The organism is Microbacterium sp. OR21, from assembly GCF_047306785.1.
In the GTDB taxonomy this organism is placed as follows: Bacteria; Actinomycetota; Actinomycetes; order Actinomycetales; family Microbacteriaceae; genus Microbacterium; species Microbacterium esteraromaticum_E.
In genome coordinates this window covers 169145-191271 of the sequence record NZ_JAZEXJ010000003.1, presented here as the reverse complement: position 1 = coordinate 191271, position 22127 = coordinate 169145, and the positions used below count along the sequence as shown (strand labels likewise).

The 22127-nt window shown below is 68.9% G+C and carries 25 protein-coding genes; 7 read left to right on the top strand and 18 right to left on the bottom strand.

The genetic code is table 11. The features are described from left to right. Window positions 1-28: 28 nt before the first annotated feature. From dapA to V2S04_RS09405, 4 genes are read right to left on the bottom strand one after another with little or no spacing between them, the layout of a single operon-like run. Complete coding sequence (gene dapA / locus V2S04_RS09420; RefSeq protein ID WP_413638267.1) at window positions 29-1006, bottom strand: 4-hydroxy-tetrahydrodipicolinate synthase; 978 nt, start codon at window positions 1004-1006, stop codon at window positions 29-31. Window positions 1007-1048: 42 nt separating this feature from the next. After that, complete coding sequence (locus tag V2S04_RS09415) at window positions 1049-1810, bottom strand: SDR family NAD(P)-dependent oxidoreductase (RefSeq protein WP_413638266.1); 762 nt, start codon at window positions 1808-1810, stop codon at window positions 1049-1051. After that, entirely contained in the window at window positions 1810-2286 is a 477-nt protein-coding gene (locus tag V2S04_RS09410) for a dihydrofolate reductase (protein WP_413638265.1), read from the bottom strand. Before V2S04_RS09410 ends, V2S04_RS09415 begins: the two co-directional genes overlap by 1 nt. Continuing rightward, a complete protein-coding gene (locus V2S04_RS09405; RefSeq protein WP_413638264.1) occupies window positions 2283-3092 on the bottom strand; it encodes a thymidylate synthase in 810 nt (269 codons plus the stop codon). The genes V2S04_RS09410 and V2S04_RS09405 overlap by 4 nt, the downstream gene beginning before the upstream one ends. Before the next feature lie 69 nt (window positions 3093-3161). Between V2S04_RS09405 and V2S04_RS09400 the strand changes: the two genes are divergently transcribed. The 3 genes from V2S04_RS09400 (at window position 3162) to V2S04_RS09390 (ending at window position 4605) form a co-directional block, all read left to right on the top strand. Then, the gene (locus V2S04_RS09400) at window positions 3162-3587 is read left to right on the top strand and encodes a thioredoxin family protein (RefSeq protein WP_413638263.1); all 426 of its coding nucleotides are present in this window, start codon (window positions 3162-3164) and stop codon (window positions 3585-3587) included. Continuing rightward, entirely contained in the window at window positions 3584-4090 is a 507-nt protein-coding gene (locus tag V2S04_RS09395; RefSeq protein ID WP_413638262.1) for a DUF4395 domain-containing protein, read from the top strand. The genes V2S04_RS09400 and V2S04_RS09395 overlap by 4 nt, the downstream gene beginning before the upstream one ends. An 89-nt stretch (window positions 4091-4179) precedes the next feature. Further along, window positions 4180-4605 (top strand): OsmC family peroxiredoxin, encoded by a 426-nt coding sequence (locus V2S04_RS09390; RefSeq protein ID WP_099194903.1) that lies wholly within the window; start codon window positions 4180-4182, stop codon window positions 4603-4605. Between the two features lie 30 nt (window positions 4606-4635). Here V2S04_RS09390 and V2S04_RS09385 read toward each other — a convergent pair whose 3' ends face one another. From V2S04_RS09385 to V2S04_RS09365, 5 genes are all read right to left on the bottom strand, one after another. Further along, entirely contained in the window at window positions 4636-5079 is a 444-nt protein-coding gene (locus tag V2S04_RS09385) for a hypothetical protein (RefSeq protein WP_413638261.1), read from the bottom strand. Further along, window positions 5076-5822, bottom strand: coding sequence for a 4-hydroxy-tetrahydrodipicolinate reductase (gene dapB, locus V2S04_RS09380; protein WP_413638260.1), 747 nt, complete (start codon window positions 5820-5822; stop codon window positions 5076-5078). The genes V2S04_RS09385 and dapB overlap by 4 nt, the downstream gene beginning before the upstream one ends. A 49-nt stretch (window positions 5823-5871) precedes the next feature. Continuing rightward, a complete protein-coding gene (locus tag V2S04_RS09375) occupies window positions 5872-6474 on the bottom strand; it encodes a histidine phosphatase family protein (protein ID WP_340086972.1) in 603 nt (200 codons plus the stop codon). A 103-nt stretch (window positions 6475-6577) separates the two neighbouring features. After that, complete coding sequence (locus V2S04_RS09370) at window positions 6578-7636, bottom strand: aldo/keto reductase (RefSeq protein WP_413638259.1); 1059 nt, start codon at window positions 7634-7636, stop codon at window positions 6578-6580. Window positions 7637-7818: 182 nt separating this feature from the next. Next, the gene (locus V2S04_RS09365; RefSeq protein ID WP_413638258.1) at window positions 7819-10086 is read right to left on the bottom strand and encodes a polyribonucleotide nucleotidyltransferase; all 2268 of its coding nucleotides are present in this window, start codon (window positions 10084-10086) and stop codon (window positions 7819-7821) included. A gap of 315 nt (window positions 10087-10401) precedes the next feature. On the opposite strand from V2S04_RS09365, the gene V2S04_RS09360 reads away from it, so the two are divergent. Next, window positions 10402-10575, top strand: a complete 174-nt coding sequence (locus V2S04_RS09360; protein WP_099194908.1) for a DUF5302 domain-containing protein — start codon at window positions 10402-10404, stop codon at window positions 10573-10575. Between the two features lie 57 nt (window positions 10576-10632). Here the strand turns inward: V2S04_RS09360 and V2S04_RS09355 are convergent, their stop codons facing one another. Together V2S04_RS09355 and V2S04_RS09350 are read right to left on the bottom strand one after the other, a co-directional pair. Continuing rightward, on the bottom strand, window positions 10633-11277 hold the full coding sequence (locus tag V2S04_RS09355) for an FMN reductase (RefSeq protein WP_413638257.1): 645 nt from the start codon (window positions 11275-11277) through the stop codon (window positions 10633-10635). A gap of 1 nt (window position 11278) precedes the next feature. Continuing rightward, window positions 11279-12478 carry a CE1758 family FMN-dependent luciferase-like monooxygenase gene (locus tag V2S04_RS09350; RefSeq protein WP_181417694.1) on the bottom strand — a complete coding sequence of 400 codons (1200 nt, stop codon included), beginning with the start codon at window positions 12476-12478 and terminating at the stop codon, window positions 11279-11281. Window positions 12479-12613: 135 nt separating this feature from the next. Here V2S04_RS09350 and V2S04_RS09345 point away from each other — a divergent pair, with 135 nt between their 5' ends. Continuing rightward, window positions 12614-13747, top strand: coding sequence for an acyltransferase family protein (locus V2S04_RS09345; protein WP_413638256.1), 1134 nt, complete (start codon window positions 12614-12616; stop codon window positions 13745-13747). Window positions 13748-13754: 7 nt separating this feature from the next. Here V2S04_RS09345 and efeB read toward each other — a convergent pair whose 3' ends face one another. The 3 genes from efeB to efeU are packed head-to-tail and all read right to left on the bottom strand — an operon-like array spanning window position 13755 to window position 17195. Continuing rightward, the gene (gene efeB, locus V2S04_RS09340; RefSeq protein WP_413638255.1) at window positions 13755-15002 is read right to left on the bottom strand and encodes an iron uptake transporter deferrochelatase/peroxidase subunit; all 1248 of its coding nucleotides are present in this window, start codon (window positions 15000-15002) and stop codon (window positions 13755-13757) included. Window positions 15003-15012: 10 nt separating this feature from the next. Then, window positions 15013-16245: an iron uptake system protein EfeO gene (efeO, locus tag V2S04_RS09335; RefSeq protein ID WP_413638254.1), complete on the bottom strand. Its 1233-nt coding sequence runs from the start codon at window positions 16243-16245 to the stop codon at window positions 15013-15015. Then, window positions 16242-17195, bottom strand: coding sequence for an iron uptake transporter permease EfeU (gene efeU, locus V2S04_RS09330; RefSeq protein ID WP_413638253.1), 954 nt, complete (start codon window positions 17193-17195; stop codon window positions 16242-16244). The genes efeO and efeU overlap by 4 nt, the downstream gene beginning before the upstream one ends. Before the next feature lie 142 nt (window positions 17196-17337). On the opposite strand from efeU, the gene V2S04_RS09325 reads away from it, so the two are divergent. Then, entirely contained in the window at window positions 17338-18336 is a 999-nt protein-coding gene (locus V2S04_RS09325) for an isopenicillin N synthase family dioxygenase (protein WP_413638252.1), read from the top strand. Window positions 18337-18415: 79 nt separating this feature from the next. Here V2S04_RS09325 and rpsO read toward each other — a convergent pair whose 3' ends face one another. Then, window positions 18416-18685, bottom strand: coding sequence for a 30S ribosomal protein S15 (gene rpsO / locus V2S04_RS09320; protein ID WP_018187174.1), 270 nt, complete (start codon window positions 18683-18685; stop codon window positions 18416-18418). 140 nt (window positions 18686-18825) lie between these two features. On the opposite strand from rpsO, the gene V2S04_RS09315 reads away from it, so the two are divergent. Then, window positions 18826-20118, top strand: coding sequence for an MFS transporter (locus V2S04_RS09315; protein WP_413638251.1), 1293 nt, complete (start codon window positions 18826-18828; stop codon window positions 20116-20118). A gap of 43 nt (window positions 20119-20161) precedes the next feature. Here the strand turns inward: V2S04_RS09315 and V2S04_RS09310 are convergent, their stop codons facing one another. The 3 genes from V2S04_RS09310 to V2S04_RS09300 all read right to left on the bottom strand — a co-directional run bounded on the left by V2S04_RS09310 (window position 20162) and on the right by V2S04_RS09300 (window position 22124). Next, a complete protein-coding gene (locus tag V2S04_RS09310) occupies window positions 20162-20710 on the bottom strand; it encodes a YceI family protein (RefSeq protein WP_340086995.1) in 549 nt (182 codons plus the stop codon). Window positions 20711-20860: 150 nt separating this feature from the next. Continuing rightward, a complete protein-coding gene (locus V2S04_RS09305) occupies window positions 20861-21229 on the bottom strand; it encodes an FKBP-type peptidyl-prolyl cis-trans isomerase (protein WP_413638250.1) in 369 nt (122 codons plus the stop codon). Window positions 21230-21311: 82 nt separating this feature from the next. Then, window positions 21312-22124, bottom strand: a complete 813-nt coding sequence (locus V2S04_RS09300) for an ABC transporter permease (protein WP_413638249.1) — start codon at window positions 22122-22124, stop codon at window positions 21312-21314. Window positions 22125-22127 lie beyond the last annotated feature (3 nt).

Sequence of the window (22127 nt, the reverse complement as noted above, 5' to 3'; positions counted from 1 at the left end):
TCATGTCGTGGTCAGCGCGAGTGCGCGCTCATCGGGTGGTGCCGTGCACCTTGGGCAGTGCGCCGCCGGCCGCGGCGTTGCGGTCGGGACGGAAGTTCGAGAAGTCGGCGCCGGCGACATCCGTGACGAGGGCGAGCTCGTCCTCGATGAGAGCGGCCTCCCACTCCTCCGGACCGACCAGCGGCAACCGCACGCGCGGGCTGGTGATCCGCCCGAGCCCGTGCAGGATGTACTTCGCCGACACGGTGCCGGGCACGTGCGTCATCGCGGCGCGCACGAGCGGCTCCAGACGCTTGTGCTCGGCGGTCGCGGTGGCGAGGTCGCCGCGGTTGACCGCGTCGACGATCGTGCGGTACGGCGCAGAGGTGATGTTCGCGGTGACGCCGATCATGCCCGTCGCCCCGATCGACAGATGCGGGAGCACGTTCGAGTCGTCGCCGGAGAAGTACATCAGATCGGTCTGGTTGAGCACGCGGCTGACCTCGCTGAAGTCGCCCTTTGCGTCTTTGACGGCGAGGATGTTCGGGTGCTTGGCCAGGCGCAGGATCGTCTCGTACTTGATCGGAACGCCGGTGCGGCCGGGGATGTCGTACAAGATGACCGGGAGGTCGGTGGCGTCGGCGACGAGCCGGAAGTGCGTCAGGATGCCGGCCTGGGTCGGCTTGTTGTAGTACGGCGTGACGATCATGATGCCGTCAGCGCCGGCCTTCTCGCTCGCCTTGTAGAGCTCGATGGCGTGCGCGGTCTCGTTCGACCCGCCGCCGGTGATGATCTTGGCGCGGCCGGCCGATACGTCCTTGCCGACCTCGACCAGACGGATCTTCTCGTCATCGGTGAGGGTGGAGGTCTCGCCGGTGGTACCGGTCACGACGATGCCGTCGGCGCCGTCGCTGATGACGCGGTCCATGTGCCGCTCGGTGGCGGGCCAGTCGACCTCGCCGTCGGCGGTCATCGGCGTCACCAGCGCGACGAGAACCTGGCCGAAGGGATTTTCCGCGTGCGTCATCCTCTCAGCGTAGCGTTTCAAGGCCTCGGATCCGACCGTGCGTCAGACCCGGCCGCGCCGCGCGACGCCGGAGGTGAGGCGGCTGGGCAGCACGCGCGTGAGCGCGACGATGAGCTTGTAGCGCAGCGACGGAATGGAGACGGCTCGGCCCAGCGCGGCATCGCGGAGCCCGGTGCGCACGACGCGCGGCGCATCGAGCCAGAGCAGTGCCGGCACGCCCTCCCGGCCCGGTGCGAGTCCCATCCGCTCGTGGAAGCTCGTGTGCGTGAAGCCGGGGCAGAGCGCGGTGACGCTCACCCCGTCCCTGCCGTACTCGGCGTTCGCCCAGCGGCTGAAGCCGATCAGCCACGACTTGCACGCCGAGTAGGTGGAGCGTGAGATGAAGCCGGCTACCGAGGCCACGTTGATGATCCGGCCGCCGCGGCCGCGCATGGCGCGGATGGCCGCGTGCATGAGCCGCATGGATGCCTCGACGTGCACGCGCAGGTGACGCACCTCTTCGTCGATGTCGTTCTCGGCGAACTGCAGCGGCAGACCGAAGCCCGCGTTGTTGACGAGCAGGTCGATCGGGGCATCGGGGGCGGCGAGGCGAGCCGCCACCCGCTGCACGTCGGCTTCGACCGCGAGATCGGCGGTGATCACCTCGATGTGCACGCCGTGCTCGTCGCGCAGCCGTCGTGCCAGCGACTCCAGAGCCTCGGTGCCGCGCGCCACCAGCACGAGGTCGGCCTGACGTGCGGCGAGCTGTCGTGCGAACTCCGCGCCGAGCCCGGCGCTCGCCCCGGTGATGAGTGCGGTGGGCATCAGCGCTCGTATCCGAGGAAGCGGTATCGGACGCCCGTACGGGACGTCTGCCACTCCCCCTCGTCGGCCAGACGCCATCCCTCGACCGAGGGGGCGAACGCGTCGCCGTCGACATCGATGTCCAGCTCGGTCACCTCGAGCCGGTCGGCGTCGCCGATCACCTGCCGGAAGATCTCCGCTCCCCCGATGACCCACACGCGCTCCTGCCCACGGACGGCGTCCTCGATGCCTGCCGCGCGCCTGGCCCCGTCAGCCGCCCAGTCCTGACTGCGCGTGATGACGATGTTCTCGCGGTCGGGCAGTGGACGGAACCGCTCGGGCAGCGAGTCCCAGGTGCGCCGCCCCATGATCACGGGCGCGCCGATGGTGACCTCCTTGAAATGCGCGAGGTCCTCGGGCACGTGCCAGGGCATCCCTCCGCCTGCTCCGATCACGCCGTTGTTCGCCTGCGCCCAGATCAGGCCCGCCCAGGTCATACCGCCACCGCCGCTCGGATCGCCGGGTGGTGCTGATACCCCTCGACGACGAAATCGTCGTAGCGGTAGTCGAGGATCGACTCGGGAGTGCGGGCGATGGTCAGAGTGGGGTACGGGTACGGCTCGCGGCTGAGCTGCTCGCGCACCTGCTCGACGTGGTTGTCGTAGATGTGGCAGTCGCCGCCGGTCCAGACGAAGTCGCCCGGGTCGAGCCCGGTCTGCTGCGCCACCATCAGCGTCAGCAGCGCGTACGAGGCGATGTTGAAGGGCACCCCAAGGAACAGGTCGGCGCTGCGCTGGTAGAGCTGGCACGAGAGCCGGCCGTCGGCGACGTAGAACTGGAACATCGCGTGGCACGGCGCGAGCGCCATGTCGGGGATGTCCGCGGGGTTCCATGCCGAGACGATGAGCCGACGCGAGTCGGGAGTCGCCCTGATCTGCTCGATCACCTGGGAGAGCTGGTCGATGCGGCCGCCGTCCGGCGTCGGCCAGGATCGCCACTGCACGCCGTAGACGGGTCCGAGATCGCCGTCGGCGTCCGCCCACTCGTCCCAGATCGTCACGCCGTTCTCCTGCAGCCAGCGCACGTTGGAGTCGCCGCGCAGGAACCACAGCAGCTCATAGGCGATCGACTTGAAGTGCACGCGCTTGGTGGTGATCAGGGGGAAGCCCTGCGAGAGGTCGAAGCGGATCTGCCGCCCGAAGACGCTGGTCGTGCCGGTGCCGGTGCGGTCGTCCTTGTGCGTGCCGGACTCGAGCACATCACGGAGCAGGTCTTCGTATGGCGTGGGCACTGCTGCACTCATGCCTGCAACGATACGTCACCCGGGGTCACACACGACCGTCTCTGCAGCCTTCGGGCGTAGCCTCGTCGCATGCCTCTCTCCAGTGCTCTGCTGACCGTCGGCATCCTGCTCGCCGTGACCGCCGCCGCCGGTCTGGTGTGGCGCCTGCGCGACGGGCGCCGCCGGATCGCTGCCGGCGGGGTTGATGCCGCACGTCTCGGCCTGCTGCGCGGTCGCACCGCGCTCGTGCTGTTCAGCTCCGAGACGTGCTCGCGATGCCCGCAGGTGCGGCGGATGCTTCGTGAGCTGGCGTCGGCGCACGGCGCGATCGATGTGCACGACATCGACCTCACGCATCGCGCCGACCTCGCCGCCGAGAATCACGTGCTGAGCACCCCCACCACTCTGCTCGTCGACTCGGACGCCCGGGTCGTCGCTCGCTTCGTCGGCGTGCCGCGCCGCCACGACCTCGACGCAGCTCTGAACGAGCTGCCCGTACTGCAGGAGACCGCATGACCGCCCCGGCCGGAATCGACCCTCGAGGCCCGCGGTTCGCCGCCTGGATCACCTCGGCACTGCTGCTGATCGCCACTCTTCTGGGTCTCACCGGAGTCGCCGCCGATGGGACCATCACGACGGCGTCCCTCGGCGAGCGAGCGGCGGACCCCGGCTTCGTCGTCGCCGCGACCATCGCCGTGCTCTTCATCTGGGGCGTCGTGTCGCCCGCCACATCGCCATGGGCGGTGCTGTTCCGCGGGGCGATCCGCCCGCGCCTCGCCCCGCCCGCCGAGCTGGAGGATCCGCGCCCGCCCCGGTTCGCGCAGGGCGTCGGTCTGCTCGTGGTCGGACTCGGGCTGGTTCTGCATCTCGCCGGTGTTCCGCTCGCCCTGCCGATCGCGACCGCCGCGGCCTTCGTCGCGGCTTTCCTCAATGCGGCGTTCGGGTTCTGCCTGGGCTGCCAGTTGTATCTGCTGCTGCAGCGCGCCGGCGTGCTGGGACGGCGCGGAGCCGCCGCTTGATGCCTGTTCCGACCCGGCGCGGCTCTGGATAGGCTGGCCAGGCGACGCGATCCCGCGACGCGATGCGACGAGCGATTCTCGGAGGAACAATGACCGTCACCAGCGAAGCCGCCACCACCTGGACCGGATCCCTGATGGAGGGCTCGGGCACCGTCGCGTTCTCGAGCTCGAACCTCGGCACCTTCCCCATCGACTGGAAGTCGCGCAGCGAGGGATCCGACACGACCACCACACCCGAGGAGCTGATCGCCGCGGCACACGCCTCCTGCTTCAGCATGGCGCTGTCGCACGCACTGGCTGAGAACGGCACTCCGCCCGAGCGCGTGAACACCTCCGCCTCGGTCACGTTCAAGCCGGGTGTCGGCATCACCGGCAGCCACCTGAACGTCAACGCCAGCGTCCCCGGCCTCACCCCCGAGAAGTTCCAGGAGATCGCCGACGGCGCCAAGACCGGCTGCCCCGTCTCGCAGGCTCTCGCGGGGATCGAGATCACTCTCGAGGCGAGCCTCGCCTGAGCCGCTGACGGTCGGCGGCGCCGGAGGGTGTCAGCGCTGAATCCGCGAGAGCCTGATCGCCTCGCGGATGCTGGCCCTGGCATCCTTCCGCCGTCCGGCGGCATCCTGCACAACGCCGAGCCGGTACTGCGCGCGCCAGTCGCCCGGGTCGGCCTCCGCCGCCGTGCTGTAGCGCGTGACGAACGGATCGACGTCATCGCGCATCAGCCGACCGCTCGGCATCAGCTGCTCGGGCGCCTCGGGCATCCCGCCCTCAGCGTCGAGTGCGCGGCCGAGTCGGTCGGCCGCGAATCCGAACATCACCTCGCGCACCAGCGCCCACGCGCCGATCGGCGCGATCACGATCAGCGCGATCGCCATGCCGATCGACACCGGGCTTCCGACCTGCAGGAACATCACCGCCAGCCAGCCGGCGATCACCACGTACAGCAGCAGCGCGGCCGCCATGACGATGACGCCGATGCGCGAGCTCATGAACGCGCCCGGATGCCGATGTCGACGAGGTTCTCCAGACCGACCACGACTCCGCGCGCGTCGCGTGCGAACGGCACGGCGAGGCGGATGCCGGGAGCATAGGCCTCGGCCGGGTCGACGGTGTCGTGCACGATGGCGAGCGACTCCCCCGGCCCCGACAGGATGGCCTCCTGCTTCGCGATCACGCCGGGGCGGCGCAGCGAATGCACGGGGACGCCTGCCACCTGCTGCCCGCGCGCCCGCTGATCGACGTGCGGGGCCTGGAACGGCCCCTGCGCCTCGCGTGCCGCGACCATCAGCTCCGCTGTGCGCACCGCCGTTCCGCTGGGCGAGTCGATCTTGCGATCGTGATGGGCTTCGATGATCTCGGCCGAGGGGAAGAACGGTGCCGCCGCGGCGGCGAGAGCGGATCCCAGCGCAGACCCGAGGGAGAAGTTCGGGATGAAGACCGCTCCGGTGCCTGCCGCGTCGACCAGAGGCCGCACGAGCGCGATGCGCTCCTGCGACCAGCCCGAGGTGCCGATGAGCACGTTGACGCCCCGCTCGATCGCCGCGCGGACCACATCGATGCTCACGGCGGGCGTCGAGGCGTCGACGACGAGGCCGGCGCCTTCGATCTCGGCGAGATCGCTCCCGGAGCCGAACACCGAGCGCACCTGGAAGCCGTCGAGCTGATCGATCACCTTGTGGATGATGCGACCGAGTGAGCCTGTACCGCCGACGAGGGCGACCTGTGTCGTCATGACTCCAGTCTAGATTCGCACTCGGCGCGGACCGACCGTCGTGACCGGTTCAGACGAGGGCGTTCTCGGGCAGACCGGTGCGCAGCTCCATCGGCAGGTGCCCGAGATCGTTGTGGCTCAGCAGCGTCCAGGGACGGCCCTGCTTCTGAGCGATCACGGTGAGCCCGCAGTGCGCCTGGTTCAACGTCATCCAGCGCCAGTCCGGGGCCCCGAGCACCTCGCGCACGAACCACGCGATCACGAAGTTGTGGGTGATCAGCACCTCATGAACGTCTCCGGTGCGACGACGCAGGAACTCGCCGACGGCGTCGGCCATCTGCGCGGATCCGGCCTCGATCTCAGCCGCGCTCACCGAGCCGAAGAAGGGCTCGTACACCGAGGGGACGTCCTCGCTCATGCCGCTGGGCACGCAGTCGAACAGCAGAGCCGACGGCACCGGATCGACCGACGGCAGCCGCGCCGCGATGGTGCGCGCGGTCTCTGCGGCCCGAAGCAGCGGTGAATGCCAGACCGCGTCCAGCGGCAGACCCGACAGCCGGTCCGCGATCAGCTCCGCCTGACGCTGACCTCGAGGCGAGAGGGGTCCGTCGTCGACGCCGTGCTCGGCATCCTGATGTTCACCGTGTCTGACCAGATATATGTAGTGCGTCACTGCCTGCTCGCTTCATCCCCGCCGCGTCGGCGTGGCATCCCCAGCTTAGGTCACGGCACCGACACGACGCCGAGGCGCGACGCATTCCGCAGCGATCGTGCGCTCACTCGCCCGCGCGGGTCAGCTCTGCGACCTGCGAGCGCAGCAGCGACACGCCCGCACCCTGCATGAGCTCTTCGACGTGCTGCGGCGCGAACGCGTTCACGATCGGTGCGACGACGGTGCGCTGTGCGAGCAGCCAGGCGATCGAGACGGCCGCGACCGGAACGGACAGCTCTTCGGAGATGCGGTCCAGCGCCCTCAGCACCCGGATGCCGCGACGGTTCAGGTTGCCCTTCATCTGCTCGCCGCGCACCCCCCTGGCGGCCGACTTCAACCGGTGCCGACCGGAGAGGAAGCCGTGCTCGAGCGCGTGCGACGGAGTGACAGCGAGGTTCTGCGCGGCGGCGACCAGACGCACGTCGCCCTCGAACCCGTGCCGCCGCACCAGGTTGTACGGCTCGTCGACGACGTCGATGCGCGGATACCCCGCGGAGGCGAGGATGCGCGCTTCGACCAGCCGCTCCGGAGCGAAGCGGAACGCGCCGGCCGAGCGGATCTTGCCCGCATCCCGCAGCCACTCCACCGTCGCCAGCGTGTCCTCCAGCACCGTGCGCTCGTCGAGCGACGCGTCGAGGTACAGCACATCGATGCGATCCACGCCGAGTCGTGTGAGCGACCCTTCGACGGCGCGGACCAGGTTGACCGAGCCGAGGCCGGGGTTGTCGGCGTGCGATCCGATGCGCACGCCGAGCGTGATGCGCTCGCGCATGCCGCGCGCACGCAGCCACTGGCCGATGATGTGCTCGCTGCGGCCGCCGGAGAATCCGTCGGCCGTGTGCACCGCGTTGCCGCCGAACTCGACGTAACGGTCGAGGATGGCGCTGCTGGTGTGCTGGTCGGTGCTCCAGCCGAACTCGGCGGCTCCCAGCATGAGCGGGAAGATCGACAGGCCGGTCTCGCCGAGCGGCACGCGCACGCCCTCGCCCACTCCCGGTCCGACCACGGGGATCGGGGCGGAGGGATGGGCGTCGAGCCCGGCCACGGTGCTCGTCGGCGTGCCGGCCGTGCCGGCTGCACCTGTGCCGAAGAGCTTCACATCGCCACCCCCGTAGCTGCGCACCCCAGGTGCGTACTTCGAGGGTAGGCGAGCGCGGGAGGTGTTCCGGTCACGACGGCAGCGCGAGCCGAAACTTCTGGTAACAGTTCGATCACATCGGATACGAAAGACCCGGGATCGCCGCGTTCAGCGCACGATCCCGGGTCTTTCGGTCACGGATGCCGCTCAACGGGCATCCGGTCGGCTCACGCCTCGGTGGGGGCCTCTGCGCCTTCGGCGGGCGCGTCGTCGATCACCGGCTCGAGCGACAGCTTGCCGCGGTCGTCGATCTTGGTGATGCGCACGAGCAGCTTCTGGCCGACCGAGAGCACGTCGTCGACGTTCTCGACGCGCTTGCCACCGGCGAGCTTGCGCACCTCGGTGACGTGCAGCAGACCGTCCTTGCCGGGCAGCAGCGACACGAAGGCGCCGAAGGTGGCGATCTTCACGACGGTGCCGAGGAACTGCTCGCCGACCTCCGGGTTGGTGGGGTTGGCGATCGCGTTGACCTGGGCGCGGGCGGCCTCGGCCGACGGGCCGTCGGTCGCGCCGATGTAGACGGTGCCGTCCTCCTCGATGGAGATCTGCGCGCCGGTCTCATCCTGGATGGCGTTGATCGTCTTGCCCTTCGGGCCGATCAGCTCACCGATCTTGTCGACCGGGATCTGCACGCTGATGACGCGCGGCGCGGTGGGCGCCATCTCGTCGGGAGCGTCGATCGCGGCGTTGAGAACGTTGAGGATCGTCAGACGCGCGTCGCGCGCCTGCGTCAGCGCACCGGCGAGCACCGACGACGGGATGCCGTCGAGCTTGGTGTCGAGCTGGATCGCCGTGACGAACTCGCTGGTGCCGGCGACCTTGAAGTCCATGTCGCCGAGCGCGTCCTCTGCGCCGAGGATGTCGGTGAGGGCCGCGTAGCGGGTCTCACCGTCGACCTCGTCGGACACCAGACCCATGGCGATGCCCGCGACGGGCGCGCGCAGCGGCACACCGGCGTTCAGCAGCGACAGGGTCGACGCGCAGACCGAGCCCATCGAGGTGGAGCCGTTGGAGCCGAGCGCCTCGGACACCTGGCGGATCGCGTACGGGAACTCCTCGCGGCTGGGCAGCACCGGCACGAGTGCGCGCTCGGCCAGGAAGCCGTGCCCGATCTCGCGACGCTTCGGCGACCCGACGCGGCCGGTCTCACCGGTCGAGTAGGGCGGGAAGTTGTAGTGGTGCATGTACCGCTTGCTCGTGGTGGGCGAAAGCGAGTCGATCTGCTGCTCCATCTTGAGCATGTTCAGCGTGGTGACGCCCATGATCTGGGTCTCGCCGCGCTGGAAGATGGCCGAGCCGTGCACGCGCGGGATGACCTGCACCTCGGCGTCGAGCGGACGGATGTCGGCGAGGCCGCGACCGTCGATGCGCACGCCGTCGGTGAGGATGCGTCCGCGGACGATCTTCTTGGTGACCGACTTGTACGCCGCCGAGAACTCGAGCGGGGCAGCCGCGGGCAGGTCGCCCGCCTCGGTGGCCTCGATCAGCTCGGCCTTGACGCGGTCCTTGATCGCGTCATCGGCGCTCTGGCGCTCCTGCTTGTCGGCGATCTGGTAGACGCCCGTGAGCTCGTCGTAGGCGCGGCCGGCGACGAAGTCGTAGACCTCCTGGCTGTACGCCGGGAAGACCGGGTAGACGCCCGGCTCCTTCGACGCCTGCGCAGCGAGCTCGGCCTGGGCCTTGACGAGCTGCGCGATGAACGGCTTGGCGGCCTCGAGGCCTTGGGCGACGACGTCCTCGTTGGGCTTGGTGGCGCCGGCCTTGATCAGGTTCCAGCTGCCCTCCGTCGCCTCGGCCTCGACCATCATGATCGCGACGTCCTCGGAGCCGTCGGCCTTGGTGACCACGCGGCCTGCGACGATCAGGTCGAACACGGCCTCGGAGACCTGCTCGGCGTTGGGGAACGCGACCCACTGGTCGGCGTGCTCGCCGTGACCGGGGATGAACGCGAGGCGCACACCGGCGATCGGGCCGGAGAACGGCAGACCCGAGATCTGGGTCGAGGCGGAGGCGGCGTTGATCGCCAGCGCGTCGTAGTACTCGCCGGGGGCGATCGACAGCACGGTGATGACGATCTGCACCTCGTTGCGCAGTCCGTCGACGAACGACGGGCGCAGCGGACGGTCGATCAGGCGGCAGACGAGGATCGCCTCGGTGGAGGGGCGGCCCTCGCGGCGGAAGAACGAGCCGGGGATCTTTCCGGCGGCGTACGAGCGCTCCTCGACGTCGACCGTCAGCGGGAAGAAGTCGAAGCCCTCACGCGGGTGCTTGCCCGCGCTGGTGGCCGACAGGAGCATGGTCTCGTCGTCGAGGTAGGCCGCTACCGAGCCCTGTGCCTGCTGGGCGAGGCGTCCGGTCTCGAAGCGGACGGTGCGGGTGCCGAAGCGGCCGTTGTCGAGAACGGCCTCGGTGGCAGTGATTTCAGGACCTTCCAAGAGGTCTCTCCTTCTTTGTTTAGGCTCGCGCGCCCGTGTGGCGCGCGAGTTATCGCGAAGGAGCGGATGCGGACAGATATAAGCGCGCGGGCATCCCGCGAATCTCGCCTGCGCTGGCCACCAGTAGAAGATCACCCGGCGCCGTGTGCGACGAGGAACCCACCACAGGGGACCAGCTTCTCAGCCGACCGCTCCGTACCGTGTTCTGTTGTGCGGCGCAGAGTGCACCACGCTCGATCCTATCAGTCGGCGTGTCGGGGGCGGGATCCAGGGCGGTGATCGCGGTCGGATGCCGCTTCCCCTAGGCTGACCACCATGAGCGAAGACAAGGCAGTCTCCTCCGAGGAGATGAAGCGCAAGTTCAAGGAAGCGCTCGACAAGAAGAACGCGCAGAACCGCGGTGGCGAGGCGCATCTGGACGGCGATTCCGCCGTGCATGCCACGCACGCGCCGCAGATGAAGCGCGAGTTCCGGCGCAAGAGCGGCTGAGCTGCTTGTCGAGCGTCGACGAAGGGCTGCGACGGGATCGTCGCAGCCCTTCGTCTCTCACTCCCCGGCCAGCCCACCCAGCAGGTGGCCGAACGAACGGCCCTCGCCCAGGTAGCTGGCCGGGTCGAACGGATCGGAGCTTCCGGCCGGCTCGCGCCGGGCGATCGCCTCGGCCAGCTCCTTCGCCCCGCGCTCGACGCGCGCGCTGAGCGGGGCGACGTCGTCGGCGCCGGCGCCCCAGTCGCTGGACGCCGCGAACACTCCGGTCGAGACCGGCTCGGCGTGCAGGTAGGTGAACAGCGGACGGATCGCGTAGTCGATGGCCAGCGAGTGCCGCGCGGTGCCCGCGTTGGCGCCGATGAGCACCGGCTTGCCGCTGAGCGCATCGGGATCGAGCACGTCGATGAACGACTTGAACAGTCCGGAGTAGCTCGTGGAGAAGATCGGGGTGACCGCGATCAGCGCATCGGCGGACACCACACGGTTGATCGCCTCCTCGAGCGGCGCCGGCGCGAAGCCGGTGAGCAGGTTGTTGGTGATGTCGTGCGCGAAGTCGCGCAGCTCGATCACGTCCACCTTCACGTCGATGTCGCGCTCGCGCAGCGCCTTGGCGGTCTCCGCCGACAGGCGGTCGGCCAGCATGCGCGTGGACGAGGGGTTCGACAGGCCTGCCGAGACGACGGCGATGCGGCGCTCGCTCATGTCAGGCTCCCTTCCGGGCCAGACCGAAAGCGGCCCCGGCGGCGACCGGCGCATCCTGGTACGGCGATCCGGCGGTGAGGTTGTCGCCGCGGTTGGCCGCGGGGCGCGCCTGGCGGCCGGGCCGGTCACCGTACACGGCGCGCACACGCGCGGCGTGCGTCGGTGCATCCGGAACCGTCTCGGGTCGGTTCTTCGCCAGTTCGCGGCGCAGCACAGGCACGACCTCGCCGCCGAGGATGTCCAGCTGCTCGAGGACGGTCTTCAGCGGCAGTCCGGCGTGATCGATCAGGAACAGCTGGCGCTGGAAGTCGCCGAACGTGTCCCGCATCGACGCATATCGGTCGATGACCTGCTGCGGCGAGCCCACGGTCAGCGGGGTCATCTCGGTGAAGTCCTCCATGCTGGGGCCGTGACCGTAGACGGGAGCGTTGTCGAAGTAGGGGCGGAACCGCGTCACCGCGTCCTGCGAGTTGGCCGCCATGAAGACCTGGCCGCCGATGCCCACGATGGCCTGCTCGGGCGTGCCGTGGCCGTAGTGGGCGTAGCGCTGCCGGTACAGCTCGATGAGTCGCTGGTAGTGCTCCTTGGGCCAGAAGATGTTGTTGGCGAAGAAGCCGTCACCGTAGTAAGCGGCCTGCTCGGCGATCTCGGGGGTGCGGATCGACCCGTGCCACACGAACGGCGCCACGCCGTCGAGCGGGCGCGGGGTCGCGGTGAAGCCCTGCAGCGGAGTGCGGAACTTGCCCTCCCAGTCCACGACGTCCTCGTCCCACAGCTTGCGCAGAAGGGCGTAGTTCTCGATGGCCAGCGGCAGCCCCTGCCGGATGTCCTTGCCGAACCAGGGGTAGACGGGGCCGGTGTTGCCGCGGCCGAGCATGAGGTCCATGCGTCCGTCGGAGAGGTGCTGCAGCATCGCGTACTCCTCCGCGATGCGCACCGGGTCGTTGGTGGTGATCAGGGTCGTCGAGGTCGACACGATCAGCCGCTCGGTCTGAGCTGCGACGTGCGCGAGGAACGTCGTCGGGCTCGACGACCAGAACGGCGGGTTGTGGTGCTCGCCGATGGCGAAGACGTCGAGGCCGACCTCTTCGGCGTGCTTGGCGATCGTCGCGGTCGCCTTGATGCGCTCGGCCTCACTCGGGGTGACGCCGGTGGTCGGGTCCTGCGTGATGTCGCTGACGGACATGATGCCGAACTGCATCGCGCTCTGCTCGTTCACTGTTCTCTCTCCGCTCCGGATACCCGAGGGCATCCGTTCTATTCACTTGAATGTACTTGGTGAAACGCCGGAGCCGCTACAGTATTCCCGCATCTGCGCAGACGCTAGCCTCGACCCATGAGCAGTGCCGAGCAGCATCCACCCGTGACCGCCTCCACGGGAGCCGTCGCCCGGCCTCGCCGCCGCGTGCCGTTCTGGGACAACGCGCGATTCGCGTGCATCGTGCTCGTCGTCATCGGACACGGCACACAGCGGCTGATCTACGACTCGGATGTCTCCTACGCCTTCTACCTGTGGGTCTACGCGTTCCACATGCCCGCGTTCGCCATCATCTCAGGCTACTTCTCGAAGGCCGGCAGCCCGACGAGACGGCAGATGGCCCGGGTGATCACCGACATCCTCGTGCCCTACGTGATCTTCGAGGGTCTGTGGACCCTGACGAAGTGGCTGGTGGAGGGCCGCGCAGACCCGAACCTCACCCAGCCGTCCTGGACGCTGTGGTTCCTGCTCGCCCTGGGCATCTTCCGTCTGGTGCTCCCCTACCTCGCCCTGCTGCGGTGGCCCCTCGCCTGGGCACTGGTGGTCTCCGTGGGTGTCGGCTATGTGACGAACGTCGACAGCACGTTCTCGCTTTCGCGCACGCTCGGTCTGATGTTCTTCTTCACCCTCGGCTGGTGGCTCAGGGAGCGCGACGTCGTGCGCCGACTGCGCCTGATCGAATACCGGCCCTGGTGGGTGCGAGCGGTCGCGGCGACCGTGCTGGCTGCCTGGGGATTCGCATGCTGGGCCTGGCTCGACGTGTGGCAGGCCATCGACCTGCGCCACTGGCTGTTCTACGACGACTCCTACGCCGACCTCGCCGGCGAGCAGTGGTGGGCGGGTGCCATCCGCCTCGGGCTGATCCTGCTCGCGGTGCTGCTCAGCGCATGCTTCTTCGCCCTGCTCCCGCGCCGCACGCACAGCTGGACGAAGCTCGGCCAGTACACGATGTACGTCTACCTGCTGCACTCCTTCGTGCTCTACCCGTTCCGGGAGTCCGGTGTGCTGCGCGGCCTCGATCCCACGTGGATCTGGCTGCCGCTGATCATCCTGCTGTCGATCGCGATCGCGTTCGCCCTCTCCTCGAAGCCGGTGCGCGCGCTGTTCCGACCGCTGATCGAGCCGCGACCGCGTTGGATGTTCCGCGACGGGGAGCTGACGTCGGGAAGCGATCACCGCAGCGATCCCACCGGCTCGCGGCGCAGCCGCTGAGCCCGGGTCAGGCGAACAGCGCCGCGCCCACGTACGATCCGGACGTCGCCCCCGGCGGCACGGCCCAGACGCCCGATCCGACGTGACGGATGTACTCGACGAGCAGGTCGGTCGACAGTCGCTTCTGCAGTGCGATGAACTGGGCGGGATCCCGCTGGTACGAGAGGAAGAACAGCCCGGCGTCGAGGCGTCCGAGCGCGTTGTTCCCGCCGACGTAGTTGAAGCCGCGGCGCAGGATCCGCACACCGTCGTTCGAGTCCGGGTGCGCGAGTCGCACATGGCTGTGCACGTCGAGGCCGGCCAGTTTCGGCGGCGTCATCTCGGTGCCGCCGGTGAGCGGTGCCCCCTCCGCCTTGTCGCGCCCGAATATCCTCTCCTGCTCGCCGAGACGCACGCGGTCCCAGGTCTCGATGAGCATCGCGATCTTGCGTGCCACGAGATAGGAGCCGCCCGCCATCCAGTCCGGATCGTCATCGCCGGCCCAGACGTGCGCGTCGAGCGCGTCCCGGTCGTCGGCGAGGATGTTCGCGGTGCCGTCCTTGAAGCCGAAGAGGTTTCGAGGCGTCTGCTGCTCCGCACTCGTACGGGAGGTCTTTCCGAAGCCGAGCTGCGACCAGCGCAGCTTGGCGCGCCCGAAGGCGATCCGGCTGAGGTTGCGGATCGCGTGCACGGCGACCTGGGGATCGTCCGCGCAGACCTGGATGCACAGGTCGCCGTCGGACTGAGCCGGATCCAGGTCGTCGCCGAGGAACGCCGGCAGTCGTTCGAGCTTCGCCGGACGTCGGTCGCCGATGCCGTACCGATCGCCGTCCTCGTTCGCGAACAGGGTCGGTCCGAAGCCGAAGGTGATCGTGAGGTTCGCGGCGTGCAGCCCCAGGGCCTCCCCCGTGTCGTCGGGTGGGGATTCTGGCCCGCCTCCGGTGGCGCCCGACGCGCTCACATCGAGACCCTGCGTGAGACGCGACGCCGCGTAGCTCCAGTCCTGCAGCAGCTCGATCAGGTCGCGCCGGTCGCTGCGGGGCATCATGTCGAAGGCGGCGAAGTGCAGATGCTCCTGCACCTCGGTGGTGATGCCCGCCTGATGCTCGCCGAAGAACGCATGCCGGTCCTCGTCATCCGCATCCCTGCGCGGGGTGCCGAGCGCGTAGCCGATTCCGCCGCCGGCCAGCGCGAGCGCCGCCCCGCCCCCGGCGGCGAGTCCCAGCAGGCCCCGCCGGCTCAGGCCGGCGCGGGGCTGCTCGTCGTCGTGCGGCATCACTTCTCCCTCAGGACAGAGTGGTGGCGGTCAGCTGCGACAGCGGCTCGGCGAGGGCGTTGATGAGGTCGATGAGCTCTCGTCTGTCACCGTCGGTGAGGTCCGTGAACGGGACGAAGCCGTCCTGCAGGGATCCGTGCTGAGCGAGGGCGCTCTCGAGGTCTGCGTAGCCGGTCGCTATCTCGTCGACGAGCGCTTGGCCGTCCGCGCCCTTCGACGCGGCCAGCTCCTGCACCAGCGAGAAGGCCATCTTCGAGCCCTCGACGTTGGCGGCGAAGTCGTAGAGGTCGGTGTGCGACCACCAGTCCTCTTCGCCGGTGATCTTGCCCGTCGCGACCTCGTCGAGCAGCGCGACGGCGCCGTTCGAGATCCCCGCGATGCCCTGATCGGCCAAGACGGTCGTGAACTCCTCCGAGTGCACGTAGTCGAAGAGCTCCTGCACGTCGGCGATCAGCAGATCGCCGTACTCGCCACGCTCGTCGGGCGTCGACGGCGCCCAGTCCTGCCAGGCCGGAGTCTCGCCGTCGGAGTTGAGGGCATCCGATGCGGGCTGCCAGAGATCCTTCTCGATCCGGTGGAACCCGGTCCACTCCAGGCCCTCGGCGACGGCGTCGACCTCGCGGTAGTCGATGCGAGGGTCGAGGTCGCCCAACGCCTCGGCGACGGGCTCGATGCGCTCGTACGAGGCGCGCGCCAGCGGGAAGAGCTCACGCGCCCTCTCGTCCTCGCCCGCGGTGTAGGCGCTCACCAGCTCGGCCACGTCGGATACGAGCGCTCCGACCTGATCTTTCACGAAGGCGGCGTAGAGGTCGACCGCCCGCTGCTTCTGCTCGGCGTCCGGCCCGTCGACGGCGACCTTGTCGCCCGTGACCGTGAACGCGGCCTTGCCGACGCCGTCGCCGATCATCCCGGGCTTGCACACGGTGTAGTAGTCACCGGGCTGCGCGACGACCGTGAGGGTGCGTGACGCGGCCGGAGCGATGTTCTCGACCTCGCCGACGATGCGGAGGCCGTCTTCCGCCAGGAGGTAGAACTCGGTGACCTCATCGCCGGCGTTGGTCACCTCGAACGTCAGCGTGCCGCTCGTGGCCGTGCCCGTCGAGACGTCGCAGGCGCTGTCGGTCGAGGACACCGTGAAGGATGCGGCGGGGTCGGTGGACTGCTTGGCGACGCAGCCGCTGAGGGCGGTCGCGGCGATGGCGCCGAGCGCGAGGGCGCTCAGCGTTCGGGATGCGTAGGTCATGCTGCTCCAGAAGAGGTGGTCACGAGGTCTTCACGCGTCACCGCCGCCGATGCGGGGGCGGACGCGGATCGAGGGGCGCGCGAGCGGGCCAGCCCGCGAACGAAGAGCGTGCCGACGATCGCCATGTACAGCGCCCATGCGATCACCTGCAGCCAGGTCATGCGCGGCATGAAGCCGACCGTCGCCTGCAGGATCGTCGCCCAGGCGCCGCCGGGGGCGATCACGGCGGTGGCGTCGAACGCCCATCCGAAGGGGAAGCCGGCGAGTCCGGTGATCACGGCCCCGGTCAGCGCATCCGTGGGAGCGGCCGCGGTGAACGGACCGCCGAGCACGCCGGCTTCCTGCAGATCCATCACGGCGTAGGCGAGCACACCCGCCGCGACGACGACGAGGAATCCGCCCGTCCATGCGAAGAATCGCCTGAGGTCGAGCTGCACGGCGCCGCGTGCGAGCAGCCATCCGACGATGACGGCGATGAGCAGGCCGAGCAGCGCACCGAGCAGCGACTGCGGCGCGTTGCCGAAGGACTGCACCATCGACCACAGCAGAAGCGTGGTCTCGATGCCCTCTCGGGCCACCGAGACGAAGCCGACGGCGATCAGCGCCCACAGAGTTCCGTGCGCGAGAGCCCGGTCCACGCCGCCGTGCAGGCTCGACTTCATCGTGCGCCCGGCCTTCTGCATCCAGAAGATCATCCAGGTGACCATGCCCACCGCGACCAGCGAGAGCGAGCCGCCGATGATCTCCTGCGCCTCGGTGGTGAGAGCGTACGCGCCGAAGGTGAGGACGGCGCCGATGCCGAGCGCGAGGGCGATGGCGAGACCGATGCCGATCCACATGCGGCCCAGCACGTCTGCGCGGCCGAGTCGGCGGATGTAGGCGACCAGGATGCCTACGACGAGGGCGGCTTCGAGGCCTTCACGGAGGCCGATGAGGAGCGCTGCGAACACGGGATTCGATTCTGCCGACGGATTGATAAGGGGTGCCTTACCTAAGCAACTTTAGCATTCGGTTCTCGGCATCCCCGTGCGTCCACCGGTAAGAGAAGGCAACATTCGTGCGAGCCGGCGGGCGGGGGCCTACCGTCGACGCATGACCGATCTCACCCTCCCCATCCTCGACCTGTCTCAGCTCGACGCCGGCGCAGACGCGGCCGACCGGTTCCGCGCGGGCCTGCGCGCCGCGACGCGGGACGTGGGATTCTTCTACCTCACCGGAACGGGCATCCCGACCGATCTCGAGCAGCGGCTGCACCGCGCCGCGAGGGACTTCTTCGCGCTCGACGACGACGACAAGCTCGCCATCGAGAACGTGAAGAGCCCGCACTTCCGGGGGTACACGCGCATCGGCGGGGAGCGGACGAAGGGCGCTGTCGACTGGCGCGAGCAGATCGACATCGGTCCGGAACGGGACGCCGTCGAGGGCGGTCCGGCGTTCAACCGCCTCATCGGGCCGAATCTCTGGCCCCAGGCGCAGCCGGAGCTGCGCGCCGTCGTCGCCGAGTGGCACGCCGCTCTGTCGGGCATAGCACGGAAGCTGCTGCGCGCGTGGGCACTCGCCCTGGGCGCCGAGGAGTCGTACTTCGACGACCACTTCGGTGAGCCGTCGACGCTCATCAAGATCGTCCGATACCCGGGCACGACCGACCCCGAGCCACAGCAGGGCGTCGGCGCCCACAAGGACAGCGGCGTGCTCACGCTGCTCTGGGTGGAGCCCGGGCGCGGCGGCCTGCAGGTCGAGCGCGACGGCGAGTGGGTGGACGCCCCGCCCGTCGACGGCGCGTTCGTGGTGAACATCGGCGAGCTGCTCGAGTACGCGACGAACGGGTATCTCAAGGCGACCAACCACCGGGTCATCTCCCCGCGAGCGCCGCACGACCGGCTGTCGATCCCGTTCTTCTTCAATCCGGCTCTCGACACGAAGCTGCCGCTGATCGAGCTCCCGGCCGATCTCGCGGTCCACGCCCGCGGCGTCACCGAAGACCCGGCGAATCCCATTCACAGCCTCTACGGCGAGAACGCGCTGAAGTCGCGCCTGCGAGCGCATCCCGACGTCGCGGCCATCCACCACCCCGATCTCATCGGGGCGTGACCACGCCGACATATGACGAGAGCCGCCCACACCGTGGGCGGCTCTCCAAGAATGTTCTGCGCGATTGAACGCTGGTCGATTACCGGCGCAGACCGAGACGCTCGATGAGCGAGCGGTAACGGTTGATGTCGACGTCCTGCAGGTAACCCAGCAGGCGACGGCGCTGACCGACGAGCAGGAACAGACCACGACGCGAGTGGTGGTCGTGCTTGTGCTCCTTCAGGTGCTCGGTGAGGTCCTTGATGCGCTGCGTCAGCATTGCGACCTGCACCTCGGGGGATCCGGTGTCACCGGGGTGCGTCGCGTACTCTTCGATGATCGCCTTCTTGACGTCTGCTTCCAGTGCCATAGATTCGATCCCCTCTCTGCTTGTTGCGCGGTGCCCGACGCCGAATGCATGGGCTCTCTTTATCCGCGGCCGATCAAACGGCAACCTCAACAGCCTACCAGCATCCGAGGCGCGCCGACGCACACCGATAGCCTCGACCAGTGCAGTTCTCGCGTGCCCATCTGATCGACCTCACCCCGCTGAGGACCAGTCCGGCGTTCGCCCGCATGTGGATCGGATCCGCGCTGGCGGGCGTCGGCGGCCAGCTCACCATCGTCACCGTGATGCTGCATGTGTTCGATCTGACGGCGAGCACGTTCGCGGTGTCGATGATCGCCGTCGCCGGCCTCGTGCCCATGATCCTCGCCGGACTCTACGGCGGGATGCTGGCCGACGCGTTCGACCGGCGCCGGGTCGCGCTGATCGCCGCGACCGTCGCCTTCGCGGCGACGGCGGCGCTCACCCTGCTCACCTGGACGGGCGCCGAGACGATCTGGTGGCTGTACGGCCTGAGCATGGTCATCGCCGCCGCGAACTCGGTCGGCATGGCCACGCGCACGGCGATCGTGCCCCGGCTCATCCCGCGAGACCAGCTCGCCGCGGCCTCTGCGCTGAACGGCGTCGCGTTCGGCCTCACCGTCATGGTCGGGCCCGCCGTCGCCGGAATGCTCGTCGCGCTCACGGGGTTCGGATGGACATACACGATCGACGTCGTCCTCATGTTGTGCATGTTCCTCGGGCTGTGGACGCTGCCCGCTCTGCGACCGGAGGGCACCATCGTGCGGCCCGGTCTCGCATCGCTCGTCGACGGATGGCGCTTCCTGCGTCGCGCCGGGAACATCCGCGCTCAGTACCTTCTCGACATCGTGGCGATGACCTTCGGCAACCCGCTCGCGCTCTACCCCGCCCTCGGCACCGTGCTGCTGGGCGGCGGGGCGGTGACCACAGGGCTGCTGACCGCATCGGTGGCGGTGGGCACCTTCGTCTCGAGCCTGTTCTCGGGGCGGGTCGTGCAGTACCGCTGGCACGGGGCGGGAATCGCCCGTGCGGTGCAGGCCTACGGTGCGGCGATCGCGCTGTTCGGCTCGATCCTTCTGATCGGCGTGTTCCGGCCGCCGGCATCCGAGCAGCATCCCGATGTCGCTCTCATCGTGTTCGCCTGTCTTGCACTCGCCCTGTCTGGCGCCGCCGACAACATCAGCTCGATCTACCGCAACACGATGATGCAGGCGGCGGTGCCCGACGCGATGCGTGGGCGCCTGCAGGGCGTGTTCATCATCGTCGTCGCCGGCGGTCCGCGTCTGGGAGCGCTGTACGCCGGTACGCTCGCGACGGTGACCGCGCTGTGGCTGCCGCCGCTGCTGGGCGGGATGCTGGTGATCGGCCTCGCCGCGATGATCGCGCGTCTCACTCCGCGCTTCCGCGCCTATGACGCACTGAACCCGGAGGCCTGAGCCGCGCGGAGCGGCTCAGCCCCCGGGTCCGGGACTGCGACGATCAGGCCTGCAGCGCTCCCTGCAGGTCGAGGTTGATCGTGACCTCCTTGCCGACGAGCACGCCGCCGGTCTCGAGAGCGGCATTCCAGGTGAGCCCGAAGTCCTCGCGGTTGATGACGGTCGTCGCCGAGGCGCCGGCCTTGTAGTTGCCCCACGGGTCGGAGCCGAAGCCGCCGAAGTCGAACTCGAAGCTGACCGGCTTGGTGATGCCGCGGATGGTCAGGTCGCCGTCGACGAAGAAGTCGCCGCCCTCGACACGCGCGCCGGTGGAGACGAACTCCATGGTCGGGAAGTTCTCGGTGTCGAAGAAGTCGGCAGAGCGGAGGTGGGTGTCGCGGCCCTCGTCCTTGGTGTCGATGGAGGTGACGTCGACGCTCGCCTCGACCTTCGCCTCGAGGGGGTTCTCGGGTGCGATCAGGGTCGCGTTCTTGATGCCGAAGGAGCCGCGCACCTTCGAGATCATCATGTGGCGCACGCTGAACGTGACCTCGCTGTGGCTGGGGTCCAGGACCCAGGTGCCGGGACGGTAGCCGGGGATCTCGATCGACATGTGTGTGCTCTCCTTGCAGTTCATCGGTGCGCTTTCGCGCCGTACCGAGGATAACTTACATTCACATGCATGTATTCCCGTCGATCGCGCGAAGAATGCGAGAACCCCCGTCGGCCGAGGCGGACAGGGGTTCTCGTGGAGCGGATCGGCTCAGCCGACAGCCACCAGGTCGATGATGAAGATGAGGCTCTTGCCGGAGAGGAAGTGCCCGGCGCCGGCGGGCCCGTAGGCGAGGTACGGCGGGATGACCAGCTCACGGCGACCGCCGACCTTCATGCCGGGGATGCCGTCCTGCCAGCCCTGGATCAGGCCGCGCAGCGGGAACTGGATGGTCTCACCGCGGCCCCACGACGAGTCGAACTCCTCGCCGGAGTCGTACTCGACACCCGCGTAGTGCACGGTGACGGTGTCGCCGGGCTTGGCTTCGGCGCCGTCGCCCTCGATGATGTCGCGGATGACGAGCTCTGCGGGGGCAGGTCCGTCGGGGGCGTCGAACTCGGGCTTCGTGCGTTCAGTCATGGCTCCATCCAACCCGCCGCGCGGGCCGTGGTCAATGCGAGACGTCCGCTGTACGCGTAATGCGCCGTCACCGATCCGGCCGTCAGTCGCGATCGACGACGTCGCGGGAGAGGCGCTGCGAGACCCAGACCGGGATGAAGGATGCCAGGATCACGACCGTGGCGACGACGTTCACGACGTTCGCCTCGTTCGGTCGCGCCATCTGATTCATGATCCACAACGGCAGGGTGTCGACGCCGGGCGGGGCGGTGAAGATCGTCACGTACACCTCGTCGAAGCTCAGGGCGAAGGCGAGGATGGCACCGGCGACCAGCGCGCTGCGGAACTGCGGGAAGGTCACCATCCGGAATGTCTGCCACGGCGTCGCTCCGAGATCCTGCGACGCCTCCTCGAGTCCGGGATTCATGCGACGCAGGCGCGCCAGCACGTTGTTGAAGACCATCACGATGCAGAACGTGCCGTGCGCGATGATCATCCCCCAGAAGCCCACCTGGATGCCGATCGGCTCGAGCATCTGGTTGTAGGTGTTGTTCAGCGCCACACCGGTGACGATGCCGGGCAGGGCGATGGGCAGCACCACCAGGAGGTTCACGCCGCGCTGGCCGAAGAACCGGTAGCGCTGCAGGGCGAAGGCGACCAGCGTGCCGAGCACGAGCGCGATGACCGTGGCGCCGGTGGCGACCAGCACCGAGTTCAGCACCGCGTCGCGCACGGGCTGGCTCGTGAACGCCTTGCCCCACCATTCCAGGCTGAATCCGCTGACCGGCCAGCTGGCGATGCGCGCGGAGTTGAACGAGTTCAGCACCACGAGCATGAGCGGGATGTACATGAAGGCGAGGATCACCGCGACGATGACACCGAGCACGATCTTCGAGGTGCGTGACAGTCTCAGCATGGC

Coding starts and splice junctions, on each gene's coding strand:
- V2S04_RS09405 (WP_413638264.1), bottom strand. CDS start 3,092: ATGAGTGCAGCAGTGCCCACGCCATACGAAGACCTGCTCCGTGATGTG.
- V2S04_RS09400 (WP_413638263.1), top strand. CDS start 3,162: ATGCCTCTCTCCAGTGCTCTGCTGACCGTCGGCATCCTGCTCGCCGTG.
- V2S04_RS09385 (WP_413638261.1), bottom strand. CDS start 5,079: ATGAGCTCGCGCATCGGCGTCATCGTCATGGCGGCCGCGCTGCTGCTG.
- dapB (WP_413638260.1), bottom strand. CDS start 5,822: ATGACGACACAGGTCGCCCTCGTCGGCGGTACAGGCTCACTCGGTCGC.
- efeO (WP_413638254.1), bottom strand. CDS start 16,245: ATGACCTACGCATCCCGAACGCTGAGCGCCCTCGCGCTCGGCGCCATC.
- V2S04_RS09305 (WP_413638250.1), bottom strand. CDS start 21,229: ATGACTGAACGCACGAAGCCCGAGTTCGACGCCCCCGACGGACCTGCC.
- V2S04_RS09390 (WP_099194903.1), top strand. CDS start 4,180: ATGACCGTCACCAGCGAAGCCGCCACCACCTGGACCGGATCCCTGATG.
- V2S04_RS09300 (WP_413638249.1), bottom strand. CDS start 22,124: ATGCTGAGACTGTCACGCACCTCGAAGATCGTGCTCGGTGTCATCGTC.
- V2S04_RS09355 (WP_413638257.1), bottom strand. CDS start 11,277: ATGAGCGAGCGCCGCATCGCCGTCGTCTCGGCAGGCCTGTCGAACCCC.
- dapA (WP_413638267.1), bottom strand. CDS start 1,006: ATGACGCACGCGGAAAATCCCTTCGGCCAGGTTCTCGTCGCGCTGGTG.
- efeB (WP_413638255.1), bottom strand. CDS start 15,002: ATGCCGCACGACGACGAGCAGCCCCGCGCCGGCCTGAGCCGGCGGGGC.
- V2S04_RS09310 (WP_340086995.1), bottom strand. CDS start 20,710: ATGTCGATCGAGATCCCCGGCTACCGTCCCGGCACCTGGGTCCTGGAC.
- rpsO (WP_018187174.1), bottom strand. CDS start 18,685: ATGGCACTGGAAGCAGACGTCAAGAAGGCGATCATCGAAGAGTACGCG.
- V2S04_RS09410 (WP_413638265.1), bottom strand. CDS start 2,286: ATGACCTGGGCGGGCCTGATCTGGGCGCAGGCGAACAACGGCGTGATC.
- V2S04_RS09415 (WP_413638266.1), bottom strand. CDS start 1,810: ATGCCCACCGCACTCATCACCGGGGCGAGCGCCGGGCTCGGCGCGGAG.
- V2S04_RS09395 (WP_413638262.1), top strand. CDS start 3,584: ATGACCGCCCCGGCCGGAATCGACCCTCGAGGCCCGCGGTTCGCCGCC.
- V2S04_RS09325 (WP_413638252.1), top strand. CDS start 17,338: ATGACCGATCTCACCCTCCCCATCCTCGACCTGTCTCAGCTCGACGCC.
- V2S04_RS09360 (WP_099194908.1), top strand. CDS start 10,402: ATGAGCGAAGACAAGGCAGTCTCCTCCGAGGAGATGAAGCGCAAGTTC.
- V2S04_RS09350 (WP_181417694.1), bottom strand. CDS start 12,478: ATGCAGTTCGGCATCATGTCCGTCAGCGACATCACGCAGGACCCGACC.
- V2S04_RS09345 (WP_413638256.1), top strand. CDS start 12,614: ATGAGCAGTGCCGAGCAGCATCCACCCGTGACCGCCTCCACGGGAGCC.